This is a genomic window from Micromonospora sp. NPDC007220 (assembly GCF_040634035.1).
GTDB classification, from domain to species: Bacteria; Actinomycetota; Actinomycetes; order Mycobacteriales; family Micromonosporaceae; genus Micromonospora; species Micromonospora reichwaldensis.
In genome coordinates this window covers 62862-87779 of record NZ_JBEYEU010000007.1, presented here as the reverse complement: position 1 = coordinate 87779, position 24918 = coordinate 62862, and the positions used below count along the sequence as shown (strand labels likewise).

The 24918-nt window shown below is 74.2% G+C and carries 23 protein-coding genes and 1 pseudogene; 7 read left to right on the top strand and 17 right to left on the bottom strand.

Features of this window, described 5'->3' with window-relative positions:
* Positions 1-39 precede the first annotated feature (39 nt).
* Both ABZ573_RS16075 and ABZ573_RS16070 read right to left on the bottom strand, forming a co-directional pair.
* On the bottom strand, positions 40-1077 hold the full coding sequence (locus tag ABZ573_RS16075) for a hypothetical protein (protein WP_358118765.1): 1038 nt from the start codon (positions 1075-1077) through the stop codon (positions 40-42).
* 23 nt (positions 1078-1100) lie between these two features.
* A complete protein-coding gene (locus tag ABZ573_RS16070) occupies positions 1101-1643 on the bottom strand; it encodes a hypothetical protein (protein WP_192581353.1) in 543 nt (180 codons plus the stop codon).
* 227 nt (positions 1644-1870) lie between these two features.
* Between ABZ573_RS16070 and ABZ573_RS16065 the strand changes: the two genes are divergently transcribed.
* Positions 1871-2899 carry an EamA family transporter gene (locus ABZ573_RS16065; RefSeq protein WP_358118763.1) on the top strand — a complete coding sequence of 343 codons (1029 nt, stop codon included), beginning with the start codon at positions 1871-1873 and terminating at the stop codon, positions 2897-2899.
* A 9-nt stretch (positions 2900-2908) separates the two neighbouring features.
* Positions 2909-3631 carry a prepilin peptidase gene (locus tag ABZ573_RS16060; protein WP_358118761.1) on the top strand — a complete coding sequence of 241 codons (723 nt, stop codon included), beginning with the start codon at positions 2909-2911 and terminating at the stop codon, positions 3629-3631.
* Between the two features lie 102 nt (positions 3632-3733).
* On the opposite strand, the gene ABZ573_RS16055 is transcribed toward ABZ573_RS16060, so the two are convergent.
* The 6 genes from ABZ573_RS16055 to ABZ573_RS16030 all read right to left on the bottom strand — a co-directional run bounded on the left by ABZ573_RS16055 (position 3734) and on the right by ABZ573_RS16030 (position 12112).
* Complete coding sequence (locus ABZ573_RS16055) at positions 3734-6928, bottom strand: UvrD-helicase domain-containing protein (RefSeq protein ID WP_358118759.1); 3195 nt, start codon at positions 6926-6928, stop codon at positions 3734-3736.
* 100 nt (positions 6929-7028) lie between these two features.
* Positions 7029-8273, bottom strand: coding sequence for a metallophosphoesterase (locus tag ABZ573_RS16050; RefSeq protein ID WP_132235534.1), 1245 nt, complete (start codon positions 8271-8273; stop codon positions 7029-7031).
* 13 nt (positions 8274-8286) lie between these two features.
* Positions 8287-8526 carry a MoaD/ThiS family protein gene (locus tag ABZ573_RS16045; RefSeq protein ID WP_151454019.1) on the bottom strand — a complete coding sequence of 80 codons (240 nt, stop codon included), beginning with the start codon at positions 8524-8526 and terminating at the stop codon, positions 8287-8289.
* Between the two features lie 134 nt (positions 8527-8660).
* Positions 8661-9674 carry a GTP 3',8-cyclase MoaA gene (gene moaA, locus ABZ573_RS16040; protein WP_151454012.1) on the bottom strand — a complete coding sequence of 338 codons (1014 nt, stop codon included), beginning with the start codon at positions 9672-9674 and terminating at the stop codon, positions 8661-8663.
* Complete coding sequence (locus ABZ573_RS16035; protein ID WP_151454011.1) at positions 9671-10585, bottom strand: fructosamine kinase family protein; 915 nt, start codon at positions 10583-10585, stop codon at positions 9671-9673. The genes moaA and ABZ573_RS16035 overlap by 4 nt, the downstream gene beginning before the upstream one ends.
* A gap of 135 nt (positions 10586-10720) precedes the next feature.
* On the bottom strand, positions 10721-12112 hold the full coding sequence (locus tag ABZ573_RS16030; protein WP_151454010.1) for an MFS transporter: 1392 nt from the start codon (positions 12110-12112) through the stop codon (positions 10721-10723).
* Between the two features lie 167 nt (positions 12113-12279).
* On the opposite strand from ABZ573_RS16030, the gene ABZ573_RS16025 reads away from it, so the two are divergent.
* From ABZ573_RS16025 to ABZ573_RS16015, 3 genes are all read left to right on the top strand, one after another.
* Positions 12280-12861: an NAD(P)H-dependent oxidoreductase gene (locus ABZ573_RS16025; protein WP_151454009.1), complete on the top strand. Its 582-nt coding sequence runs from the start codon at positions 12280-12282 to the stop codon at positions 12859-12861.
* A gap of 77 nt (positions 12862-12938) precedes the next feature.
* Positions 12939-15629, top strand: a complete 2691-nt coding sequence (locus ABZ573_RS16020; RefSeq protein ID WP_358118756.1) for an AAA family ATPase — start codon at positions 12939-12941, stop codon at positions 15627-15629.
* Between the two features lie 98 nt (positions 15630-15727).
* Positions 15728-16768 carry a DUF4192 domain-containing protein gene (locus ABZ573_RS16015; protein ID WP_151454007.1) on the top strand — a complete coding sequence of 347 codons (1041 nt, stop codon included), beginning with the start codon at positions 15728-15730 and terminating at the stop codon, positions 16766-16768.
* 5 nt (positions 16769-16773) lie between these two features.
* On the opposite strand, the gene ABZ573_RS16010 is transcribed toward ABZ573_RS16015, so the two are convergent.
* From ABZ573_RS16010 to ABZ573_RS15990, 5 genes are all read right to left on the bottom strand, one after another.
* Complete coding sequence (locus tag ABZ573_RS16010) at positions 16774-17946, bottom strand: serine hydrolase domain-containing protein (RefSeq protein WP_358118753.1); 1173 nt, start codon at positions 17944-17946, stop codon at positions 16774-16776.
* A 201-nt stretch (positions 17947-18147) separates the two neighbouring features.
* A complete protein-coding gene (locus ABZ573_RS16005; protein ID WP_327030015.1) occupies positions 18148-18582 on the bottom strand; it encodes a hypothetical protein in 435 nt (144 codons plus the stop codon).
* A gap of 15 nt (positions 18583-18597) precedes the next feature.
* The gene (locus ABZ573_RS16000; protein WP_151454004.1) at positions 18598-19050 is read right to left on the bottom strand and encodes a hypothetical protein; all 453 of its coding nucleotides are present in this window, start codon (positions 19048-19050) and stop codon (positions 18598-18600) included.
* Positions 19051-19121: 71 nt separating this feature from the next.
* Entirely contained in the window at positions 19122-19502 is a 381-nt protein-coding gene (locus tag ABZ573_RS15995; protein WP_151454003.1) for a hypothetical protein, read from the bottom strand.
* A gap of 122 nt (positions 19503-19624) precedes the next feature.
* Positions 19625-20467, bottom strand: a complete 843-nt coding sequence (locus tag ABZ573_RS15990; protein WP_358118750.1) for a helix-turn-helix domain-containing protein — start codon at positions 20465-20467, stop codon at positions 19625-19627.
* Between the two features lie 25 nt (positions 20468-20492).
* Here ABZ573_RS15990 and ABZ573_RS15985 point away from each other — a divergent pair, with 25 nt between their 5' ends.
* Positions 20493-20999 carry a VOC family protein gene (locus ABZ573_RS15985; RefSeq protein ID WP_132240483.1) on the top strand — a complete coding sequence of 169 codons (507 nt, stop codon included), beginning with the start codon at positions 20493-20495 and terminating at the stop codon, positions 20997-20999.
* A gap of 63 nt (positions 21000-21062) precedes the next feature.
* On the opposite strand, the gene coaD is transcribed toward ABZ573_RS15985, so the two are convergent.
* Positions 21063-21485, bottom strand: a complete 423-nt coding sequence (coaD, locus tag ABZ573_RS15980) for a pantetheine-phosphate adenylyltransferase (RefSeq protein ID WP_151454001.1) — start codon at positions 21483-21485, stop codon at positions 21063-21065.
* Between the two features lie 163 nt (positions 21486-21648).
* Here coaD and ABZ573_RS15975 point away from each other — a divergent pair, with 163 nt between their 5' ends.
* Entirely contained in the window at positions 21649-22437 is a 789-nt protein-coding gene (locus tag ABZ573_RS15975; protein WP_151454000.1) for a class I SAM-dependent methyltransferase, read from the top strand.
* Between the two features lie 72 nt (positions 22438-22509).
* Here the strand turns inward: ABZ573_RS15975 and ABZ573_RS15970 are convergent, their stop codons facing one another.
* From ABZ573_RS15970 to ABZ573_RS15960, 3 genes and pseudogenes are all read right to left on the bottom strand, one after another.
* A complete protein-coding gene (locus tag ABZ573_RS15970) occupies positions 22510-23442 on the bottom strand; it encodes an alpha/beta hydrolase (RefSeq protein WP_358118747.1) in 933 nt (310 codons plus the stop codon).
* A 395-nt stretch (positions 23443-23837) separates the two neighbouring features.
* Positions 23838-23948: pseudogene (locus ABZ573_RS15965) on the bottom strand (DUF397 domain-containing protein); the annotation flags it as partial.
* Complete coding sequence (locus tag ABZ573_RS15960; RefSeq protein ID WP_358118745.1) at positions 23945-24616, bottom strand: hypothetical protein; 672 nt, start codon at positions 24614-24616, stop codon at positions 23945-23947. The pseudogene ABZ573_RS15965 and the gene ABZ573_RS15960, both read right to left, overlap by 4 nt.
* Between the last annotated feature and the right edge of the window lie 302 nt (positions 24617-24918).

The following is a 24918-nucleotide window of genomic DNA, read 5'->3' as shown; positions in this document are numbered from 1 at the left end:
CTGTCTAGCGTCCATGCTAGACAGCCCTAGTTTTGGCAATCAGCGCTTCTTCAGGCAGAGCACGTAGTCGAGGAAGTCGATCGAGTTGTCGTGCACGTAGTTCGCGGTCGCCTCCGGGGCCCGGGTCTTGCACCGGTCGCCGTCCGCCGTGCCCGGGATCCGCAGGAGCACCTCGTACGTGTTGGGACCGCAGGGCACCTTACGCAGCTCGGCCTTGCTGGCCGTGCCGTCGTTGACCACGCAGTCGCCCTTGGCGAACTCCTTCCTGCTGGGGCTCGGTGCGGCGGTGGTCGGCTCCGCGCTGGGCTCGTCCGTGGGCTCGCTCGTCGGCTGGGCCGTCGGCTGGCTCGTCGGCTGGCCCGTCGGGCCGGCGGTGGCGTTCCCCGTCGGGGCCGCGACCGGGTCGTCGTCGCCGGCCTGCCAGAATCCCCAGCCGGCGAGGCCGAGGCACGGGCAGAGCAGGAGCACCGCCACCAGACCGATGATCAGCGCGACCTTGCCACCGCTCTTGTTCGCGGGCGGAGCGGCCGGCGGCATCGCGTACCCGCCGGGCCCCGGCGGCGGGGCGCCCCACTGGTTGCCCGGCGTGGGTGCCGGCCCGGCCGGCGGATACGGACCCGCCTGCGGGTATCCCCCCTGGCCCGCCGGCGGCTGCACCCCGGGCGGCGGCGGATAGCCGGCCCCGGAGGAGGGCGGCGGGTATCCGGCTCCGGACGTGGGCGGCGGGTATCCGGCCCCGGAGGTCGGCGGCGGGTATCCGGCTCCGGACGTGGGCGGCGGGTACCCGGCCCCGGAGGAGGGCGGCGGGGGGTAGCCCGGTTCCGGGGCCGGCGGCTGCGCGGGCTGGTTCCACGCCGGGTCCTGCTGGCCCCACTGCGGGGTGGCCGGCGCTTCACCCCCGTACGGCGGCTGGCCCCACTGCGGTTCGCCGCCGGGCTGCGGCTGGCCCCACTGCGCGGCTGCCGGCGGCTGCCCCCACTCCGGCAGGGTCGGGTCGATGGGGGGCGGGCCGCCCGGGGTGCCGGGCGGGCGCTGGTAGGGGTCGTCCGGCTGTGCGGGTGATCCGTAGGTCGTCATCTCTTCCTCAGGGGTGCGGTGGCTCAGCGCTGCTTCAGGCAGAGCACGAAGTCGAGGGTGTCCAGCTCGCTGTCGAAGAAGTACCAGTTGGTGTAGCCGTCAACCTTGGCGCACTTCGCCGCGGCGTCCTTCTCGCCGCTGGTCGCCCCGTCGATCCGGCGCAGCACCTCGTAGGTCTGCGGCGCGCACTCGCTGATCAGCAGCTTGGGCTTGCCGCCGGCCGGCCCGTCGTTGCGGACGCACTGGCCGGCCTTGACGAAGCGCGGATCGGTGGAGGACTCGGGGGCGGGTGTGCTCGGCGCGGCGGCCGTCGCGCCCGCCGGGGATTCCGGCGGGTCGGTCCGGGCCGCGGGCGCGGGCCCGCTCGGCGTGGCGACGGGCTTCCTGTCGTCCTGGTCGAGCAGGTAGAGCACCGCGGCCCCGCCGACCAGCACCAGCAACGTCACCGTGGCCAGCACCGCGACGACCGGGGCCGCCCGCCCGCGCCGGCGTCGCGGTGGCGGGGCGGGACCTTCCGCGTACGGGGAGGGGCCGGCGGTGCCGTCGCTCCGGGCGGCGTACGGCACCGGGCCGTGCCCCGGCGTGGGCGGGCCGTACGCGTCCGCCCAGGGCTCCTGCCCCGCAGACCCGGCCGACGGACCGTACGACTCGTCGGGGTACCGCCCGTGCCACGGGTCCGGGTTGCCGCGACCCGGTGGTCCGTAGTTCGCCATGCACGCCTCCCGTGCGAGTGGTGAGAGGCCGGCCACCAACCGGGGACGCCGACGCCGACGTCACCGTAGCGTGTCCACCGATGAGCCCACCTCCACCGAGTGCGCAGCCGCCCGTCGACGCAGGTACCCGGCCCGGCCCGGCCGCCGGGGCGGGTCGTCCGGCTGCTGCCACGCCGGCCCTGCTCTGGACCGCGCTGCTGCTGGTCTACGTCCTGTGGGGCTCCACCTACCTGGGCATCAAGATCGTGGTGGAGTCCATGCCGCCGCTCGGCTCGGCGGCCGCCCGGTTCGCCGCCGCCGGCCTGGTGCTGGCGGTCGTGCTGCGGGCACGGCGGGGGCGGGGCGCGCTGCGGGTGGACCGGCGACAGCTCGCCTCGGCCGCGCTGGTCGGGATCCTCCTGCTGGCCTGCGGCAACGGGTTGGTGGTGCTCGCCGAGTCCGGTCCGGTGGGGGTGGCGGTGCCGTCCGGGGTCGCCGCCCTGCTGGTGGCGACCGTTCCGCTGCTGGTGGTGCTGCTGCGTACGGTCACCGGCGACCGGCCCCGGTCGTGGACGCTGGCGGGGGTGACGCTGGGCTTCGTCGGCCTGGTGCTGCTGGTGCTGCCGACCGGCGGGGCGGACGCCGTGCCGCTCGCCGGGGCGCTGACCGTGGTCGCGGCGGCCACCTGCTGGTCGGTCGGCTCCTTCCTCTCCGGGCGGATCCGGATGCCCGCCGATCCGTTCGTCGCCACCGTCTACGAGATGTTCGCCGGGGCGGCGGCGTTGGCCCTCCTCTCGGTGGGCCGGGGCGAGCTGCGCGGCTTCGACCTGGGCGCGGTGACCACCCGGTCGTGGCTCGCGCTCGCGTACCTGATGGTGGCCGGCTCGCTGGTCGCCTTCACCGCGTACGTCTGGCTGCTGCACCACGCCCCGATCTCGCTGGCCTCCACGTACGCCTACGTCAACCCGGTGGTCGCGGTGGCGCTCGGCGCGTTGTTCGCCGCCGAGCCGGTCACCGCGCGGGTGGTGCTCGGCGGCGCGGTCATCGTCGCCGGGGTGGCCCTCGTGGTGAGCACCGAGAGACCCCGACGTCCCGTCCGGGGGGCCGCGCCGGAGCCGTCGCGCCGGTAGCGTCCGCCCGTGTCGACCGGGCTGCTGGCATGCGTGGCGCTGCTCGGCGCCCTGGCCGGCCTCGCCGCACCCCGGGTCGCCCGCCACTTCACCGCCCCGCTCGCACCCCGAGTCGCCGGCGCCGCTTCGAACGCGGTGCGGGACGCCGGGTCCACGCCGCGCGTCGTCGAGGCCGCGCCGGGCGTGGTGCGCGTGGCCGGGACGGTGCCGTCCGCCGGGTGGGGCGCGACGGCGGGTGCGGTCGCCTTCGCCGGGCTCGCGGCGGCCCTGGGGGCGGATCCGGTCCTGCCGGTCCTCCTCGTGCTGGCCGCCGTCGGGCTGGTGCTCGCCCTGGTCGACCTGGCCTGCCTGCGGCTGCCCGACCCGCTGGTCGGTGCCGCCGCGCTGGTCGCCGCCGGCGGGCTGACCGGCGCGGCGGCGACGGCCGGTAGCCCCGGGCGCCTGCTCGGCGCGGTGGCGGGGGCGGCGCTCTGCTTCGCCTGCCACGTGGTGCTGGCGGTGCTGCCCGGCTCCCGGCTGGGCTTCGGCGACGTGAAGCTCGCCGCCGTCCTGGGCCTGCCGCTCGGCTGGCTCGGCGGGTCGTCCCTGGCGCTCGGGCTGATCCTGCCGCACCTGCTGCACGGTGTGCTGGTGCTCGTCCTGCTGGTGTCCGGCAGGGTGCGTCGCGACACCCCGCTCCCGCTGGGCCCGGCCCTGCTCACCGGCGCCTGGCTGGCCGCCCTGGCCGCCTGACGAGGCGACCGGCGGTCAGCCCCAGCCCGATCCACCAGAGCCAGCCGAAGCCGACCAGCGCCGCGGCCGCGACGACCACCGGCGGGCTGCCGGCGGGGCCGGTCAGATGAGGCGGAGCTGACGGTCGCGGGGGCGGCGGGGTTCGGCCTCGCCGAAGCGCTCGAAGAGGCCCGGGTCGATGACGTCGAGGAACGGCGACGGGGCGCACTCGCGTTCCGTGCCGTGCCGGCTGCGGCGGGCCGCGTGGGTCACGTACAGCCGGTCCTGGGCCCGGGTCAGCCCGACGAAGAAGAGCCGCCGTTCCTCGGCGATCGCGTCGTCATCGGGGGTGCTGCCGGGCCAGCGCAGCGGGAGCAGCCCGTCCTCGGCGCCGACCAGGAAGACCACCGGGAACTCCAGCCCCTTGGCGGCGTGCAGGGTGAGCAGGGTGACCGCCTCGGCGCGCGGGTCGAGCGCGTCCACCTCCGCCCCGGTGGCGAGCTGGGACAGGAACAGCGGCAGGTCGTCGCCGCAGCGGCGGGCCAGCGGGGTGAGCAGGTCGACGGCCGAGCGGACGTCCTCCGGGCGTACCGCGCCGGCACCGTCCAACGTGGGCACCGCGAAGCGCTCCGCCAGCACCTGCCCGGCCAACCGGACCCGGGCGGCCAGCGAGCCGTCGAGCCCGTCGGCGTGGCGCAGCTCGCGGGCGATGGCGGACACCCCGGGCCGGTCCCGCAGCCGGTCGTGCGAGCGCTTCTGCACCGGGATGTTCGCCCGCGCGAGCGCGTCCACGATCGGTGCGGCCTGCGCGTCGGTGCGGTAGAGCACCGCGATGTCCGAGAACGAGAGCGAGGTGGACCGGCCGTCGATCCGCCCCGAGTCCAGCGACCGGTGGGAGAGGCCGCCGACCAGCTCGTCGATGGTGCGTACGACGAAGTCGGCCTCGTCGGCGACGGAGGCCGCCGGGTAGCGACCCACCAGCGGGGCCTCCGGGTCGAGCCGGGCCGGGTCGAGTCGGCGGCCCCGGACCAGCGACGACGGCGCGATGGCCTGCACGGCGGCGGCCAGGATGGGCGCGGAGGAGCGGTAGTTGCGGTTCAGCCGCACCAGCCGGGCGTCGGTGAAGTCCTGCGAGAAGCGCAGGAAGTAGCCGACGTCGGCGCCCCGGAAGGAGTAGATCGCCTGGTCCGGGTCGCCGATCGCGCAGAGGTTGCCGTCGGCGGGGCTGAGCAGGCGCAGCAGCTCGTACTGCACCTCGTCGACGTCCTGGTACTCGTCGACGAAGATCCAGCGCCAGCGCTCCCGGTAGTGCCGTACCAGCTTCTTGTCGGCCCTCAGCAGCGCGACCGGCAGGGTCAGCAGCTCGTCCAGGTCCACCAGGTCCTGCTTGCGCAGCAGCGCCGCGTAGCCGGCCTCGTCGTCGCCGGCCTCGGCGCGGGCCTCCGCCCGCTGGGCGTCGTCGGCGATCCGGAAGTCCGCCGGCAGGCCGACGGCGTCGGCGTTCTCCCGCAGGATGGTCAGGCCCAGCGAGTGGAAGGTGCCGACGGTGACGTCCTCGGCGACCGGGCCGAGCAGGCTGTCGAGGCGGTGCCGCAGTTCCTCGGCGGCCCGTCGGGTGAACGTGATCGCCAGGCACTGCTCCGGGAAGACGTTCAGCTCCGCGCAGAGGTAGGCGATCCGGTGGGTCAGCGTCCGGGTCTTGCCGGTGCCCGGCCCGGCGACGATGAGCAGCGGCCCGCCCGGCGCGGAGGCGGCCACCCGCTGCATGGCGTCCAGGCGGTCCAGCAGGCCGGTGCCGACCTCCTCCATGCCGGCGAGCATCGGCTCGAACGGCTCGTGCGGCGAGGGCGTCGGCGCGATCGGGGGCGGGGGCGCGGCCGGCGCGGCCTTGCGCTTCGGTTCGGGCTTGGCCGCCGCCGGGCGCTTGGCCCGGGGCTTCGGCGCCGGCTCCGCCGGGGTGCGCTGCGCCGGCACGGGTACGTCGAAGAGCGTCTCCTGGGCCCCGCCGGCGTTGCCGCCCAGCTCGGCCGGGTCGAAGAGGGTGATGACGCCGTACTCGCCGTCGTAGCCGGGGACCCGGCGGACGTCGCCCCGGCGCAGCCGGCCGATGCCCTCGGCGAGCAGTTCCCCGCCGACCCGGCCGATCTCGTCGAGCGGCGTGCTGGTGAGGATCTCCAGCTCCGGGCCGAGGGCGGCGATCAGCTCGTGGAGCTTCCCCTCGACCCGCTTGGACCGGGCGCCCACCTTGTTGATCTCGCCGAGGATCTCGGCCAGCGGCACCAGGTGGGTGACGTCGGGGGCGTGCGTGGGCCGGTGCCCCGACGGCCGGTCGGCCAGCTCCTCGATCCGGCTGAGTACGCCCACGGTCAGCGGCTTGCCGCACTCCGGGCAGCGGCCGTCGGCGGCCCGGGTCCGCTCGGGCGACCAGTTGATCCCGCAGAGCCGGTGCCCGTCCCCGTGGTACTTGCCCTCCTCGGGGAAGAACTCGATGGTCCCGGCGAGCCCGTCACCGGTACGCAGGGCGTCCCGGATCGCGAAGTAGTCGCGGGCGGTGGCGAAGACGGTCGCCTCCCGGGCCAGTGCCGGCGGCGAGTGCGCGTCGGAGTTCGACACCAGCCGGTAGCCGTCCAGGCTGCCGACGCGCCAGTTCATGTCGGGGTCGGAGGAGAGGCCGGTCTCCACGGCGAAGATGTGCTCGGCCAGGTCGGCGTAGCAGTCGGCGATCGCGTCGAAGCCCGACTTGGAGCCCAGCGCGGAGAACCACGGCGTCCAGATGTGCGCCGGCACCAGGTAGCCGTCGGCGCTGGCCTCCAGGGTGATCTCCAGCAGGTCCCGGGAGTCCAGGCCGAGGATCGGCCGGCCGTCCGAGCCGAGGTTGCCGATCCGCCCGAGCGCCGTGTTGAACCGGGCCACCGCGTCCAGATCGGGCAGGTAGATCAGGTGGTGCACCTTGCGGGTGCGGTCGTCCCGCTTGTAGATCGTGGAGATCTCCACGCTGAGCATGAACCGGACCGGGTCCGCCTCCGCCTCGCTCGCCAGCCGGGGCGGCAGCCGGCGGGCGATGTCCCGCTCCGCCTCCGGGCTGAGCCGGTGCAGGCCGGGCTCGGCCGGGTGCAGCGTCTCGCGGAGGTGGTCGTACCAGGCGGGGTGGGTGAAGTCGCCGGTGCCGAGCACCCCGATGCCCTTGCGCCGCGCCCACCAGCCGAGGTTGGGCAGGGTGAGGTCGCGGCTGCACGCGCGCGAGTACTTCGAGTGGATGTGCAGATCCGCGACGAACGGCGGGACGCCGCCGGGGGGTGCGGGACTGAACGGAGGCACGCCGCATCCTGTCACGCCCGCGCCATTACCCACCCGTCGCCACGCACACCCGTGACCTGAGCATCCGGTGCTGGACAACGCCGGCCGCCCGCGCTATGGGTCAGCGGGAGCGCAGCTCCACCAGGGTGATCTGCGGCTCGGCGCCGACGCGGACCGGCGGGCCCCAGAAGCCGGCACCGTTGGTGACGTAGACCTTGGTGCCGTCCACCTCGCCGAGGCCGGAGACCACCGGCTGCTGGAGCTTCACCAACAGGTTGAACGGGACCATCTGGCCGCCGTGGGTGTGCCCGGAGAGCTGGAGGTCGACGCCGAACTTCGCCGCCTCCGTCGCCGCGACCGGCTGGTGGGCGAGCAGCACCACCGGGCGGTTCGGGTCGCGGTCGCCGAGCGCCGCCGCGTAGTCCGCCGGGGCCGCCAGACCGGTGCCGGCGGCGGTGACGTCGTTCACCCCGGCCAGGTCGAGCACGCCGCCCCGGGCCTGGATCTCCGTCCGCTCGTTCTGCATGACCCGCAGGCCGAGCCGGTCCAGTTCCTGCACCCACTCCTCGACACCGGAGTAGTACTCGTGGTTGCCGGTGACGAAGTAGCTGCCGTGCCGGGAGCGCAGGCCGCGCAGCGGCTCGGCCGCCTCGCCCAGCTCGGCCACCGAGCCGTCGACCAGGTCGCCGACGACGGCGACGATGTCGGCGTCCAGGCGGTTGATCGCGGCGACGATCCGCTCGGTGTGCGCCCGTCCGCGCAGCGGACCGAGGTGGATGTCGGAGACCGTGGCGATCCGCAGGCCGTCCATGCTGCGGGGGAGCTTGGCCAGCGGGATCTGCACCCGGTCGAGCTGCGGCGGGCCGAGGGCGGTGCGGATGCCGTACCCGGTGAGGCCGGTGGCGGTGAGCCCGGCGAAGATCGCCGTCCCGCGGGCGAGCAGCAACCGGCGGGAAGGGTCGTGGTCGGGCTGCGCGACGGCGTCGGCGGCCGGCGGGTCCGCCGGACCCGCCGCGCCGACCATGGCGGGCTCGGGCGCGGCGGCGGTGGGCTCCGCGGCGGCGACCCGGCGGCGCAGCACGAGCTTCGCCACCGCCATCGGCACTTCCAGCGCCACGAGCAGGACCAGCAGGTAGAACATGACGGCGAGCCAGAGGTAGCCCGGCCACGCGAGCCAGTAGAGGCCCGCCTGGGTGCCGGCCATGGTCGCCGGTACGAGCAGCGCGAGCACCAGGGCGGTGATCCCGCCGATCCGCCGCCACCGGCCCGGGGCAGTGGTGTCCCGCACCAGGCGCTTCCACAGGTAGAGGTGGATCAGGCCGGTGACCAGCGCGATGGTGGCGACGAACGCCAGTGCCGCCAGCATGTGTGCGCCTCCCTCAGCCGCCCGCGAAGGGCGGCAGGACGTCGATCGTGGCCCCGGCCGGTAGCGGTGCCCGCCGATCATGACAGGTCACGCCGTCGACCAGGAAACTCGCCGCCTTCAGGACGACGGCGAGCCGCTCACCGTGCCGGGCGGTCAGCTCCACGACGAGTTCGTCCAGGGACCGCCCGGCGGATGCGGTCTCCTCGGTCCGGCCGGCGGCGGCCCGCGCCCCGGCGAAGTAGCGGACGGTCACCGGCGCCCCGGCGTCGGCGGCCTGGGCGGGCGGCCCGTTGACCGTCGCGCGTGCCTGGGCGGGTGGCCCGGGGTCAGCCGGGCGTGCCTGGGCCGGTGGTCCGGTGTCAGCCGGGCGCGTCGGTTCTGCCACGGTCAGCCTCCGATCGCGGACATCGGCCGGGCGGGCTGGAGGAAGGCCGGGTCGTCGATGCCGTGCCCGGCCCGCTTGCCCCACATCGCGGCCCGCCAGCGCCGGGCCAGCTCGTCGTCGTCCGCCCCGGCCCGCAGGGCGCCGCGCAGGTCGGACTCCTCGGTGGCGAAGAGGCAGGCGCGCACCTGCCCGTCGGCGGTGAGCCGGGTGCGGTCGCAGTCGCCGCAGAACGGCCGGGTGACGCTGGCGATCACGCCGACCCGGGCGGGGCCGCCGTCGACCAGCCAGGTCTCGGCCGGTGCCGCGCCACGCTCCGCCGGGTCGGGGACCAGGTCGAACTCCCCGCGCAGGGCGGCCAGGATCCCGTCGGCGGTGACCATGGTGGCCCGGTCCCAGCCGTGCTGGGCGTCCAGCGGCATCTGCTCGATGAACCGCAGCTCGTAGCCGTGGTCGAGGGCGAAGCGGAGCAGTCGGGGCGCCTCGTCGTCGTTGATGCCCCGCATCAGCACCGAATTGATCTTCACGGGGGTGAGTCCGGCCTCGGCGGCCCCGGCCAGCCCGGCCAGCACGTCCGCCAGGCGCGGGCGGCGGGTCAGCCGGACGAACCGCTCCGGATCCAGCGTGTCCAACGACACGTTCACCCGGTCCAGCCCGGCGGTGCGCAGCCCGGGGGCGAGCCGGTCCAGCCCGATGCCGTTGGTGGTGAGCGAGATGCGGGGGCGCGGCTCCAGCGCCGCCACGGCGGCCACGATGTCGGCCAGGCCGGGCCGGATCAGCGGCTCCCCGCCGGTGAACCGGACCTCGGTCACGCCGAGCAGGCGCACCGCGACCCCGACCAGCCGGACGATCTCGTCGTCGTCGAGCAGTTGCGGGCCGGGCAGCCAGGCCAGCCCTTCGGCCGGCATGCAGTAGGTGCAGCGCAGGTTGCACTTGTCGGTGAGGGAGACCCGCAGGTCCCGGGCGACGCGGCCGTACCGGTCGGCGAGGGCGCCGTCGGTCGGCGGGGCGGCGGTCACCCGTCGACGGTAGCGCGCCCGAGCCCGGCCAGGGCCGACCGGGCGGTACGGGCGACCGCATCCCGATACGCCGCGCCGAACAGTGCGGTGTGCACCAGCATCAGATGGAGCTGGTGCAGCGGCACCCGCTCCCGCCACCCGTCGGCCAACGGCCACTGCTCCGCGTACGCGGCGAGGATCCGGTCGAGGTGCGGCGCGCCGCCGAAGAGGGCCAACTGCGCCAGATCGGTCTCGCGGTGACCGCCGTGCGCCGCCGGGTCGACCAGCCAGACCCGGTCGTCCGCGCCCCAGAGCACGTTGCCCGGCCAGAGGTCCCCGTGGATCCGGGCCGGCGGCTCGTCACCGCCGAACTCGCCGATCCGCTCGACGACCTGCTCGACCAGACCGGCCTCGGCGCCGGTGAGCGCGCCGCCGTCGACCGACATCCGGAGGTACGGGACGAGCCGGGCCCGCGCGAACCAACCCGACCAGGGGCCGTCATCGGGCGTGTTGTCCGCCGGGAGCGCCCCGATGAAGCCGTTCCACCCGGCCCCGAAGGCCGACGCCCCGGCCCGGTGCAGCCCGGCCAGCTCCCGACCGAACCGCTCGGCCACCTCGGGCGTCGGCTCGCCGGGCTCGATCCACTCCAGCGCCAGCAGCCCGGGCAGCGCCACCACCACCTCCGGTACGGCGACCGTCCCGGCCTCGCGCAGCCAGCGCAGGCCGGCCGCCTCGGCGGCGAAGAAGCCCTCCGGCGCGGGCCTTCCGGCGGCCTCCGGCCAGGTCTTGGCGAACACCGAGTGCCCGTCGTCCAGCGTCAGCCGGGACGCGGCACAGATGTCGCCGCCGGCGACCGGCGTCTCCCGGATCCGCTGGTGGGTCAGGAAGGTCGGCAGGTGCTCCGGGTGCGCCCGCAGGTACGCCAGATCCATCTGCGCAAGGTAACCCCTCCCGCCGGCCGTACGGGTGCCGGCCGCACAGTGTCGGCGGCTCAGCCCGCCGGCTGCGCCCGGTCGCGTGGCACCGCCGTCACCACATGTCGGCGCCCATCCCCGGATCGCGCGACCTCAGTCGTCGGCGCGGGCGGGCCCGGGGGCGGTGCGCCGCCCCCGGGCGGCCAGCAGCGCCAGCACCCCGGCGGCCTGGATCGCCGTGAGCACCACCAGGGCGGTACGGAAGCCGGCCAGCCCGCCCCCGGCGACGGTCCAGCACAGCGCGGCGACCGCCGGCGCGAGCGTCGTTGCGATCATCCGGACGGTGCCGCCGACGCCGCCGGCGGCACCGGTCGAGCCGGTGGGCGCCGTCGCCATGACCGCCGCGATGACCGGGGTGTTGAACAGGCCGAATCCGACGCCGATCAGCGCGACCTGCCAGCCGAGGTGCACCAGCCCGGCGTCGGCGGAGAGGGTGACCGGCAGCAGCGTGGCCCCGGCGGTCAGCCCGGCGCCCGTCGCCGCCGTCGGCAGCGCGCCGACCCGGTCGGCGAGCCAGCCGGCGACGGGCGAGGTGACCGTCATGGCGCCGATCTGGACCAGCAGCAGCATCCCGGCCACCTCGGGGCCCTCGTGCAGCACGTCGGCGACGAAGTACGGCAGCAGGAAGACCGTCACCGCGACGTTGAAGCACACCAGGAACAGCCCGAGGGTGGTGAACCCGAAACGGCGGGCGCGGACCAGCGCGACGACCGGCCGTGAGGCGGGCAACCGCGCCCAGGTCAGGCCGAGTCCCACGGACAGCGCGCCGAGCCCGGCGGCCAGCACCGGCCGGGCCGTGATCTCGTCGACGGCGACGAGCACCGCGGCGACCGTGCCGCCCAGCAGCACCGCCTCGCGCAGCAGCGGCAGCCCCGGGGCGGGCAGCCCCCGGCCGTCGCGGGGCAACGCCCGCAGGCCCAGCCAGAGCGCGACCGCGACGAGAGGCAGCTTCAGCAGGAACACCGCGCGCCAACCGACGGCGCCGGCGACCAGCCCGCCTGACGAGGTGCCGGCCATCCCGCCGACGGTCATGATCGTCACCACCGCGCCGATCACGCGGGCCCGCTGGTCCGCCCGCACGGTCGCGGCGATGACCGGCAGGTAGACCGCCAGGGTGAGCCCGCCCGCGACGCCCTGGAGCAGCCGTACGGCCAGCAGCACCCACAGCGCCGGGGCGAGGGCGGCGAGCACGCTGGTGACCCCGACACCGGCCATGGACACGGCGAGGATCAGCCGGGGATCCGCCCGGTCGGCCCAGCGGCCGGCCGGGATGGCGATAGCGGCCATCGGCAGCGCGTACGCGAGCAGCACCCAGGTCGTGGCGGCCGGGTCGGCGCCCAGGTCGGCGCCGATCGAGGGCAGTACGACGCCGGCCATGCTCATCTCGGAGGTCGCCACGAGCATGGCGAGGGCGACCGCCACGACCGGGGCCCAGCGGGTGCGGACGGCCGGAGCCGACGACTGCGGTGCGGGTGCGGTGGTCATGGGCACCGACGGTAGGGACGCGAACCCTCGTCGGGCATCTGTCGAACGACCGTACCGGCCACCGGGGCCGGGCCGGGCCGGTCGACCGGTCAGTTGACAGATGGCGGGGCCCCGCCGGCTGCCTAGCGTGGTCGGCACACCCACCCCGAACGCACTGGGAGAGCACCATGACCACGCAGAAGCTGCGGCTCGCCGTCATCGTCGGCAGCACCCGGGCGGGCCGGTTCGGCCCGGTCGTGGCCGACTGGTTCGTCGACCGGGCGCGCCGGCACGACGGCTTCGAGATCGACGTGGTCGACCTGGCCGAGGTCGACCTGCCGCCGACGCTCACCGCGTTCGGCGCCCCGCAGCCGGCGGCGGTGGACGCGCTCGCGCCACGGCTGGCCGCCGCCGACGCCTTCGTGGTGGTGACACCCGAGTACAACCACAGCTACCCGGCCTCGATCAAGACCGCGATCGACTGGTACCGCGACGAGTGGCGCGCCAAGCCCGTCGGCTTCGTCTCCTACGGCGGGGTCTCCGGCGGGCTGCGCGCGGTGGAGCATCTGCGCCCGGTCTTCGCCGAGGTGCACGCGACGACGGTGCGGGACACCGTCAGCTTCCACGGCTGCTGGGACAGGTTCGACGAGGCGGGGGCGCCGGTGGAACCGCAGGGCTGCGACAACGCCGCCAAGACCGTCCTGGACCAGCTCGGCTGGTGGGGGCGGGCACTGCGGGAGGCCCGCCAGCGCGTCCCGTACGCGGCCTGAGGTCCGCGCGGGAGAGCGTTGCCGGACAGCGCGCGGTACGTGTCGACGGGCCCGGTGGCCGCGTAGCGTTGACCCCCGTGCTACACGGCCGAAGCGAGGAGACCGCCCGGATCGACGCCCTGCTCCGGCAGGCGCGGGCCGGGCGCAGCGGTGTGCTCGTCCTGCGGGGCGAGGCCGGCATCGGCAAGTCTGCGCTGCTCGGCGACGCCGCGGACCGCGCCGACGACATGCGGGTGCTGCGCACCGACGGCATCGAGTCGGAGGCGGGCTTCCCGTTCGCCGGGCTGCACCTGCTCCTGGGCCGCGAGATCGACCGGATCGACGCCCTGCCCGCCCCGCAGGCCCGGGCGTTGCGGGTGGCGCTCGGTCAGGAGGCCGGCGGCGACGTCGACCGCTACCTGGTCGGGCTGGCCGTGCTGACCCTGCTGGCCGAGCTGGCCGAGGAACGCCCGCTGCTCTGCCTGGTCGACGACGCGCACTGGCTCGACCCGGCCTCGGCGCAGGCGCTGCTCTTCGCCGTCCGACGGCTCGACGCCGAGCCGGTCGCGGTGATCGTCGCGGTCCGCACCGACGAGGTGTCCCCGTTCGACCCGGCCGGTCTGCCGGAGCTGCCGGTCGGGCCGTTGGGCGAGTCGGCCGCCGCCGAGGTGCTGGCGCAGCGGTCGGAGCCGGTACCCGGCCACCTCCGGCCCGATCTGCTCACCGAGGCGCAGGGCAATCCGCTCGCCCTGCTGGAGTTGCCGGTCGACGGCATGCCGCGCCGGCTGCCGTCCTCGCGCTACCAGCGACTCCACGAGGTCTTCGCCGAGCGGGTGCGGCGGCTGCCCGAGGCGACCCGGCGGCTGCTCGGCGTCGCCGCCGACGCGTCCTCCGCCGACGCCTCCGTGGTGTTCCCGGCCGCCGAGCGCCTCGGCTGCACCCGGGACGACCTGGCCCCCGCCGAGCAGGCACAGCTCGTGCGGCTGGTGGACGGCCGGCTGGTGTTCCGTCACCCGCTGGTGTTCTCGGCACTGCGGGACACCGTGGAGGCCGGCAGCCGGATGGCGGCGCACGAGGCGCTCGCGGCGGTCTACGCGGCCCGGGGCGACGTCTGCTCGTACGCCTGGCACCGGTCGGCGATGGCGACCGGGCCGGACGAGGAGGCGGCGGCCGCACTGGAGACCGCCGCGCGGAGCGGGTCGGCGCGGGGAAGCGCCGTGGTCTCGGCGATGTACGAACGGGCCGCCGGGCTCACCGCGGACCGGGCCCGGCGCGGGCGGCGGCTGACCGTCGCGGCGGAGGCGGCGGCCGACACCGGCCAGCTGGACCGGGCCGCGACGCTGGCCGACCAGGCCGCCGACCACGTCACCGATCCCGTGCGACTGGCCGACATCGCCCTGGTCCGCGCCATGGTGCTGGACTCGGTGGACCGTCCCAGGGAGGCCCACCGCCTGCTCTCCGAGGCCGCCGTGGCGGTGGCCGCCCTCGACCCGAGCCTGGCCGGTCACCTGCTCTTCCGCGCGGGCCGGGCGGCCGCCCACGCGGGCGACTTCGACGCGCTGGACCGCACCGCCGCCCGGGCCGAGGAACTCGGCGTGCCCAGCGCCCACCTGGTCACCGCGCTGTCGCGTGCGTTCGCCGCGCAGAACGCCCTCACCGACGCCGCCGTCGCACCGCTGCGGGTCCTGGTCGAGGAGACGACCGGCTGCGACCGGCACCTCGAACTGCTCGACATCGGGTGGTGGCACATCATGCTGGCCGACCTGGAGAGCGCGGACGACGTCGCGGCGCGGCTGGCCGCCGTGGCCCGTCAGCAGGGTGCCGCCGGCCTGCTGGCCTCGGTGCTGCCGCTGCTCGCCCGCGCCCAGCTCATGCGGGGCCGGCACGACGACGCGGAGGCCAACGCGACGGAGGGGCTGCGGATCGCCGCCGACACCGGGCAGCGCCGGCACGCCGTCTACCTGACCACCGTGCTCGCCGGCCTGGCCGCCATCCGGGGTGAGGAACAGCGGTGCGTCGAGCTTGCGGCGGCACCGATCGCGCGGGGCGTGACGCCGGGCAACGTCCACGCGGCCGGCGCGCTGAGCCTGCTCGACCTGGGCCTCGGCCGGTACGAGTCGGCCTTCGGCCGACTCTCCGGCCTGCTGGGCGCGCGGCACCGGGGCGGCGCGATGGCCAGCCTTCCCGACCTGGTGGAGGCCGCGATCCGGGTGGACCGGCGGGAGGACGGGCTGGCCGCCGCCCGGCAGTACGCCGAATGGGCCGGGCGCGTCCGGCAGCCGTGGACGGGGGCGGTCGCACTGCGCTGCCAGGCGCTGCTGGACGGCAACGCCGACGGCCAGTACGCCCGGGCGGTGGCCCTGCACCGGGAGGGCGGCACCCCGTTCGAGCAGGCCCGCACGGAGCTGCTGTACGGCGAGTGGCTGCGCCGGGCACGCCGGATCAGCGAGGCCCGGATCGTGCTGCACTCGGCGCTGGAGATCTTCGACCGGCTCCAGGCCCACCCCTGGAGCGCGCGGGCGCGTGCCGAGCTGCGCGCCGCCGGGGAGAGCGTGCGGGCCGCCGACCCGGGCGTCGTGCAGCGGTTGACCCCGCAGGAACACCAGGTGGTGCAGTTGGCGGCCCGCGGGCTGAGCAACCGGGAGATCGGCGCGCAGCTCTTCCTCAGCCCCCGGACGGTCGGCTACCACCTCTACAAGGCGTATCCCAAGCTGGGCGTCGGATCCCGCAGCGAGCTGGCATCCCTGGTGGCGGCCCGGCCCGATCACCCTGCCCGCGTCGAGGCGTAAGCCTCCGAGCTGGGGAAACACGTTCCGTGACTGTGGATAACCCGCATGTCATCCACAGGGGTCACTGACGGTGCCGACTGCGTTGCAGGCTGCCAGTCATGACCCCGACCGACCGCCCCCGGCTCGCCGTCCGTTCCCCCGCCGACCTGATCGCCGCCGTGCCCTTCCTGCTCGGCTTCCACCCGACCGACAGCGTCGTCGTGGTGGCGATGCGGGGCCGCCGGATCACCTTCGCCGCCCGCGCGGACCTGCCCGACCTCGCCGACCCGCGCGACCCCGCCGGGCACCTCGCCGGCGTCGTGGCCCGGCAGCACGCCGAGACCGCCACGGTCCTCGGCTACGGCCCGGCGCCGCTGGTCACCCCGGCGGTCGACGCCGTGCGCGCCGCGCTCACCGCCGCCGGGCTCCCCGTGCTCGACGCCCTGCGCGTCACCGAGGGCCGCTACTGGTCGTACCTCTGCACCGAGCCGGCGTGCTGCCCGCCCGACGGCACCCCCTACGACGTCGGCGCCAGCGAGGTCAGCGCGGCGGCCGTCTTCGCCGGCCAGGTCGCCCTGCCCGACCGGGCCGCCCTGGTCGCGCAGGTCGCCCCGGTGACCGGTCAGGCCCGTTCGGCCGTACGCCGGGCCACCGCCCGCGCCGAGCGACGCCTCGCGGACCTGCTCGACCGGGCGCCCGCGACCGACCCGCGCGGCGAGCGGACGCTGCGCTCCGCGGGAGCGGCGGCGGTACGCACCACGCTGCGTCGGCACCGGCGGGGTCAGCGGCTCACCGACGACGAGGTCGCCTGGCTGAGCGTGCTGCTGACCCACGTGCCCGTCCGCGACCACGCCTGGGAGCGCACCGACGGGCGGGACGAGGACATCGCGCTCTGGACCGACGTGCTGCGCCGGGCCGAGCCGGAGCTGATCGCCGTGCCGGCCGCGCTGCTGGCGTTCGCGGCCTGGCGGGCGGGGCAGGGCGCGCTGGCGGCCGTGGCCCTGGAACGGGCCCTGGCCGAGCATCCCGGCCACTCGATGGCGCTGCTCCTCGACGACCTGCTGCGCCGGGGCGTTCCGCCGTCGGAGCTGGACGGCTGGCCGGCGGTGGGATCGCCCGGAGTGCTACGCCGCCGGCGCAGCCGACGCGGCCCCCGCTGACCCCCTCAGAGCATCCCGAGCGCGGCGCCGATGACGGCCTGAGCCGTACGGCTGAGCTCCTCACCCTTGGCGTCGGTCGCGGTGATCGAGTACTGCATCCTGAACCGGCCGTCGCGGGTGGCCGCCACGCCGGTCAGGTAGCCGAACCGGGAGCCCGTCTTGATCCACAGGACTTCGCCTCCGGGCAGCGGGAACGCGGTGAGCCCGGCGCTGTACCGGGCCGGACCACCGGCGACGTCGGAGACCGCGGGCAGGGTGAACATCTCGGCCAACTGGGCCGGCGGCACGACCCGGCCGGCGAAGAGCGCGGCGACGAACGTGTCCAGGTCGGCGAGGCTGGAGATGACGTTGCCGGAAGCCGGCGTGAAGGTCTGGCTCCACGTCGTGGCGTCCACCAGTTCGGTGGCCCCGTCGCGTACGACGGCCTGGTACCCGCGTGCGTGCGGACCGAGGATGCGCGGGTCGTCGCCGGGGGCGTACGTGTCCCGCAGATGGAGCGGGCGGGCGATCCGCCGGTCCAGCTCCCGCGCGTACGGGTGGCCGGTGACCTTCTCCACCAGCAGGCCGGCGACGATGTAGCCCATGTTGGTGTAGTGCTGCTTCGTCCCGGGCTCGAACTTCCGGGGGTTGCGCAGGCCGAGTCGCACGATCTGCTCCGGGGTCCACCGGTCGTACCGGTGGGCGAGCTGCCACTCGATGCCGTCCGGCATGGTCGGGCTGGGGATGCCGTTGGTGTGGTCGAGCAGCTGACGGACGGTGACGGTCGGGTAGTCGGCGGGCAGCAGCCCGGGCAGGTGACGCTGGACCGGGTCGGCCAGGTCGATGCGGCCCTCGGCGACCAGTTGCAGCACCAGTGCGGCGGTGAAGACCTTGGTGACGCTGCCGATCCGGAAGCGTGCGTGCGGCGGCACGGGGGCCTGACTGCGCAGGTCCCGGACGCCGGTGGCGCCGGTCCAGCAGCCGTCCGGGGTGGTGATCCGGACCTGGGCGCTGGTGGCGTCGGAGTTGGGTAGTCCGGCGATCGCCTGCCGGAGTGGGCCGGGGTCGAGGGTGCCGGGGCGGCAGTCGACGGCGGAACGGGCCGGGGATGCGGCGGTGACCGCGCCGGGGGCCACGACGGTCAGCACGGTGGCGAGCGCCGTCGCCACGAGGGCGGTCCGGCTGTTCATGATTCTCATGACATCGAGCCTTGTCTCCCGGCGCCGGTCGGGACATCGGGGAGATTCCCCTGGCGCCCCCGGACCGGAAGACCGGGGAGAACCCCGCCAGGAAGGGGGCCGGCCGGCCCCCTTCCCCACCTCCACACGCGTCGGCGCAACGTGGCTGGCCGGGCGAGCCTGCGGCAGGTCAGGCCCGGCGACGTCCTGTTGCGACCCGGCTCAGCCCGCGTAGATCGTGGTCCACCCGGTGGCCCAGGCGAAGCAGGAACCGTTCTTGCCCAGGCCCTCGCGGGCGCGGATCTTGGTCACGTTGATGGCGAAACTGTAGTGGCCCGCACCGATCGGAGCGCTCTTGCCGCTTCCTTTGCTCATGTAGTCGATCTCGGTGCGGCCCGGATTCGAGGAGTAGCTGTAGTAGGCCTCGGTCTGCAGGCAGGCCGAGTAGCCGTCGGCGGCGGTGTCCTCCAGCGTGCCGCGCAGAATGACGCGTCCGTCCTCGACGCCGACAGACCCCGCCGCGTGCGCCCCCGCCACATCTCCGTTGGTGTGGTAGAGCGACCAGTTGGCGACGGCCAACGCCGGCGATGCCGTGAAAGCGAGGACGGCTGCGGTCGTCGCCGCACAGATGGTGAACCTACGGCCCGTGATGCGCATTGATCGCCTTTCCGGCTAGAAGGCCAGTGACTTGTAGCCGGACGCGTAGACGCACGTCCCGCTGCTGTTCGTGATGCCCTCGCGGGCCTTGATCGTGCTTACGTTGCTGGCAAAGCTGTAATATCCGGCGCTGCCCAGGCTCTTGCTGTTGCCGTAGCCGCCCACCCGGTCGTACTCCCTGCGGGTGCCGCCGTCCGAGTAGGTCGCGAAGAACTCCAGGCAGGCGGACTTCCCATCGCTCTTGGTGTCCTCCAAGGTGCCGAACACGCACACCCGACCAAGGCCGTCGCACTGGGTGGTGGTGTATCCGTCGGCGTGCGCACCGACGACATCCCCGTCGCTGTGGTACAGCGTCCAGCACTTGCCGAACAGGATGTCGCAGTCGGCTGCGGCAGCCGGGCTGGCGACGACCGCCGTCGACACGGCCAGCCCCACGGCAACTGCCAGCAGTAGTCGTACTGGTTTCATCAGGGCTCCCTTTCCATGGGAATCGAGCGATCTCCCTTGGGCGACCGCAGAGTGCTCTCGTGCGGATCAGGTCAGCATTGGTGGGAAGCGGGCGGGTGCGGCAGGATCCAACCGTTGCTGCGCAGGAAGGATTCGGAGATGTAGCCCTGCTGCTGGGTGCCGGCCTTACGTACGTGCCACCAGAGCGGGCTCGTGACCCCGTGGGCGGTGATCTTCTCACCGACTCGGTAACAGTGCAGATAGACGTCAGATCCGCTGTTCCAGGTGCCGTTCGAACTGCAACTACGCCACGGGCCGCTGCGATAGTTGACGTCGTCGCCGACGGTTACGGCTGTCCAATTGCTCGGATTGGACCACGGATAACTGCAGGCGGCGGAAGCCGTGGGCGTCCCGGCGACAACGCCAGCGGCACCCGAAACGAGGACGAAGATCGATGCCAACAATCTGCGCATGGCGCGTAGTGGACCATGGCCTTCGATCGTCCAACAAGCACAGTTGGCAGAAATACCGCGAAGGTCCACGGACGTGTACCGCGGAAGTTTAGGGGCGAATACCGCGAGAGTTTACGGCGAACCTACGACCCGTCCTCCTCGCCCGTGACCCGCTGCCGGTAACTGTTCAGGGAGAGGCCGAGCACCGACCGGAACTCGTTGGCGAGGTGGGCGTGATCGCTGTAGCCGAGGTCGGCCGCGACCGCGGCCAGGGTCGTGTCCGGGTCGGTACGCAGGCGTTCGGCCGCCTCCTGTAGCCGACGCCTGCGGATCATCGTCGACGGCGGCAGCCCGACGTACCGTCCCGCGAGCCGCTGCAACGAGCGGGTGGACAGTCGTACGCGTACGGCGGCATCCTCGACCGTCCGGATCGCCGGATCCGTGTCGATGGCCTCGGCCATGGCGTTGGCCAGCAGCGCCTCGTCGTTCGGCGGTGGGATCGCCTCGCTGAGCCACCCCGCGAAGGCGTCGACGGCCCGGCGGTGCCGGGCCCGCCGGTCGCCCGGCCCGGTCATCTCGCGGTGCACCCGCGCGTGCAGGTCGGGCAGGTCCACGGCCTCGTAGCGGTCCCGCAGGGCCGCCGGATCCGCGACGAGGTGGGGTACGGCCGCCGGCCGCAGCAGGGCGCCGACGGCCCAGCCCGTTCCGGTGAGGTCACGGTGCGAACTGCCGGTCGTCGGTCCGGAGATGCCGACCGCGTCCGGTTCGACGACGAGGTTGCAGGCGGGGAAGGCGATCAGGTGCTGCCGGGAGGACCGCCCCGGCTGGATCTGCCACTCCGGGATCCAGAACCACCGCACCAACTGCCGCACCGCGTCCGGCGGCGGGAGCCGGTCGAACGTGGGCAGCCGCGCCGGATAGAGGACACCCCGTGGGCTCGCCCCACCCGGGTCGGGAACCTGGCGCGAATCTTCAAGCCGGCCCACGCCCGCCGTTCCTACGATCGGTCACATGACTGCAACGACCCGAGCCGCCGACGGTGAGCACACCACGAACGGTACGCCGCACGGCGCCACCAGCCTGACCCCCTTCCTGGCGATCCCCGACGCCCGCGGCGCCATCGACTTCTACCGGGAGATCTTCGGTGCCCGGGTGGTCGACGTGACCGAGATGGGCGGGGTCGTGGCCCACGCCGTTCTCGACTTCGGCCACGGGCTGCTGCAACTCGGCGAGCCGATGCCCGACTACGGGCTCGTCGCGGCCCCCGAAGGGGACCAGGACTGCTACTCGATGGGCCTCTACTGCCCCGACGTGGACGCCGTCGTCGCCCGGGCCGAGGCGGCCGGCGCCGTCGTCCGTGAGGCGCCGTCCACGTTCGTGTCCGGCGACCGGTTCGCCAGCATCAGGGACCCCTTCGGCGTACGGTGGTCGGTCATGACCCGGGTGGAGGACCTCTCCGAGAAGGAGAGCGCGCGACGGGTCGCCGAATGGGCCGAGCAGCAGAACCAGGCGAGCTGACACGGGGCGACAGCGCCGGCCGCTCGCGTGATGCCCAGCCGTCCGCGGCTGCGTGAACGAAGGTCACTTTCCCAGCGTGCGCACCGCGGTCGAGGACACCGCAGCCAGTTCGGGCTGCGCAGGCAGGAACACCGTGGGGACACCGAGCGACTCGTTCATCGCGGCGAGCCGGTACTCGCTCTGCAGGTCGGTGGTGTTCCGCAAGCCGCGGACGATCACCCCTGCTTCGTGGCGACGGCAGTAGTCGGAGGTCAACCCGCTCCAGGCCGCAACGCTCACGGAGGTCCATTCGACCGGCAGAATGGCCCGGACAGCGGCCGCTCGCGCCTCTTCGTCGGTGCACGGATTCTTGAGGCTGTTGACCGCGACGAGCACGACCACTTCGTCGAAGAGGCGGCGTGCCCGGTCCACCACATCCAAATGCCCGGGAGTGAAGGGATCGAAGCTGCCGGGGTAGACCGCCCGCACGCCTCTGCCGGTGCTCATGGCCCGACTGTAGGTATCGGCTGTCGGATCCGCTCGCCCCTCGCCGTGGGCGGTACGTCACAGCCACAGGGACTCGCCCTGCCCGACGCAAGCAGCGACACCCTGGCCATGCCCTGAGCAGAATCGCTCGCTTCCCGGTCTGCTTCCCCGGCAGGCTGTCGAGATGAGAGCGAGCTTCAGCGGTGAGGTGGCGACGTACTACGCGAGGCACCGGCGTGGTTACCCGCCCGAGGTGCTCGATGCCCTCGTGGGAGCGTTCGGCCTCAGCGCCGAGGACGCGGTGGTCGACCTCGGCTGCGGCACCGGCCAGTTGAGCCTCCCGCTCGCCGCCCGGGTCGGGACCGTCATCGGCGTGGACCCGGAGCCGGACATGCTGGTTCTGGCCCGCCAGGCCGCCCTCGACGCCGCAACGGTCAACGCCTTGTGGATGCTCGGCACTGACAACGACCTGCCCGCACTGGGTCGGCTACTCGGCGGACGGACGATCGGCGCGCTGACCGCCGCCGTCGCCATCCACTTCATGGACCGCGACGCGCTGTTCAGGGCCGCCCGGCCGCTGCTGCGTCCCGGCGGTGGCGTCGCCGTCGTCACCAACGGAGCGCCGCTGTGGCTCCAGGACGCCGATTGGTCCAGGGCACTGCGCGATTGCCTGGAACGGCTGCTCGGGCACCCCGTCACAGCTGCCTGCCAAACCGACGACGCCGGCCGCCTACGCAACCAGGACGCCCTCGTTCGCGCCGGCTACCGGTACGCGGAGTCGTCGGTGCGGTACGACGCACCGCTCACCGTCGATGACATGGTCGGCGGCGTCTTCTCCGCCCTGTCGGCCGACCAGCTGCCTTCCACGCAGGGACGAGCCACGTTTGCCGCAGAGGTGCGCGACGCCCTCGGCGGACGCGACGAGGTCACCGAGGGGGTCCGCGTCTGGCTCCAGTTCGGTACGCCCGACTGAGAGAGGCCGCACCTCGCCCAGCTAAGCCTTCCACCTCCATGGCCCGCCGGCATCGGAGCGCGCCCCGGATGGTCAGGCCCGCTCGGCCAACTCGACCACGAACGCGTGCCACGCCGCCACGTCATCGAACTGTGGGGAGCCGCCGGTCCAGCCAGGCGAGCAGGATCTGTGCGTACTGCGGGCTGATGCCGGCCAGGTTCTCGGCCTCGTGCAGGGTGGGCGCATGGTCGCAGCCGGCCAGCCGGCCAGCCGGGCGATGGTCAGGTCTGCCGCAACGGCCGCCCGGCGCCACACCGTCAGGCTCTCCTCGATCGGGATCCAGGCGTCGGTGTCGCCGTAGCAGAGCAGCACCGGGCAGGTCAGCGCCGCGAATACCGGTTCCGGATCGAAGTCCATGTCGGCCCAGGCGCCGGGCTCCGGCACCTCGCGCGGCAGGAACGCCAGCGGGAACCAGGGCCGCTCGCCGGCGGCGTCCAACTCCGCCTGGGCGACCGCCCGGGACAGCCCGCCGCGAAGGTACGCCTCTGTGACCCCACGCAGCCGGTCCAACTCGGCGAGGTCGGCGTCGCCGTACCCGTGGCGGCGAAGTTGCTCGGCGGTGCCGTACCGCATCTGCCGGGCCGGGCTGACCCCGCTGCACCCGACGAGCACGAGGAGGTCGACCGGGTGGCGGCTGGCGGTCAGCGCCGCCGCCCAGGCCCCCTGGCTGAACCCCCACAGTCCGACCGGGACATCACCGACCTGCCGGCGCAGCACGTCCAGGGCCGCCGCCGCGTCGTCGGCCTGGGCGTTCATCGGCACGTCGCGTCCGTCGATCCGGGGGCGCCGGTCGTAGCGCAGCACCGCGATGCCGGCAGGCGGCAGCAGCCGGGCCAGGTGCTCATAGAGGAAGTACGACCGGTTGTCGGCGTGGGAGCCGTGCAGCACGGCGAGGGCGCCCCGGGCCGGCCCGGCCGGCAGGTTCAGGGTGGCGGGGAGTTGCTGCTCGCCGACGCTCAGCTCCATGCAGGGCAGTCAAACACCGACCGGGCGTCTCCGTCTCGCCGGTGAGGAGCTGGCGGCGCGCCGATGCGGTCCACCGCCAGGATCGGGCGGCCCTTGCGGCTCGCGTGGGACTGTCGAGCTGATGTCGCAGACGATTCACCGCCATCTGGTGTCGCAGCGAACCAGGCATCGCCTGATGTCACAGACGACTCAGCTCGACAGCGTCGCGCGACCTGTTTGCCCGCGGGCGGGCTCCGTCACCGCCGCAGGAGGCGCGAATCATCCGGTCGAGGCTGCGTGACGAGGCGCCAGCTCGACTGCTGGCGGTCACGAGCCGTCTCCCGCGCGGCGCTCGGGTTTGGCTGGGTGTCCGCGATCCTGCTCGCCCGCGCCGGGCCCGACGTGCGCTTCGGACGTCAGGCCCGCTCGGCCAGTTCGGCGACGAACGCGCGCCAGGCCGCCGGTGTGAAGGCGAGCGCCGGACCGGCCGGGTCCTTCGAGTCAGGGACGGCGACGACGCCGTTCAGAGGGCGAACTGCCGGGCCACCTGGTCGGCGACCTCGTCTTCGCACATCCCGGGGACCAACCGTATCGCCCGCACACCGAGCCGGTCGGTCTCGACGATCAGGCGCTCGGTGAACAACCGGTCGCGTTCGCTCAGATTCTGCCTCGCCCGTTCCGGATCACTGGTCTTCGCCGGGATCTGCCAGGTCGACCCTCGCTCGGCGAGGGCGGCGTCGCGGAAGTCCGCCGTCGGCAGCAGCCACACCGCGCGATCGACCTCGGCGAGCAGTGGCTTGACCAGGTGCGGGAGGAGCCGGAAGCCCTCGGCCACCACGCGAGTGCCTGCCGGCAGGCTCAGCAGGTCGTCCACGATCAGGTGGAACGCCTCGCCGTGGAACCAGTGGAACGTGTCCAGCATGATCTCCGGGGAACGGGTGAGCCAGCGCTCGTCCATGTCCATCGCCTTGAACCGGTCCAGGCAAGGCGCTTCCTCGGCGGTAACACGGTCGGCGTGGTCACCCATGACATCGTCGGTGGCGTACAGATGCAAGCCGTACCGGTTGGCGAGCCGACGCGCGATCGTCGACTTACCGCTCGCAGGTCCACCGCCGATCCAGAACACGTTGCCAAGGCCCTCACGTATGGCATCCGTCGTCAGGTCAGCCTGTCGGGTGTGCATCCCCTCGGCCATGGCTCCGCTTGCGCAGGTGCCGAGGTGCCCTTGAAGGTGGTCCACACACCATGTGTAGCGGATACGCCATCCGACGGGAGGACTGCCGGGCGGTCATCGTCGGTGCGGCCTCGCCTGTTTCGCGGTCCCCATGAGATTGGCGGTCCGTAGGCGTGACTGACGTTGTGGCAGGCCGAGAAGCCGACCGCGGCCCAGTCGCTTTCCCGTCTCCAGCGGAAGAGTTCGGGGGCCTGGCGAGGGGCGGGAGGAGGGCTCGCGTCCTCCGCGTCAGCCGGTCTGGGGGAAGGGCGTGACCGGGTCCC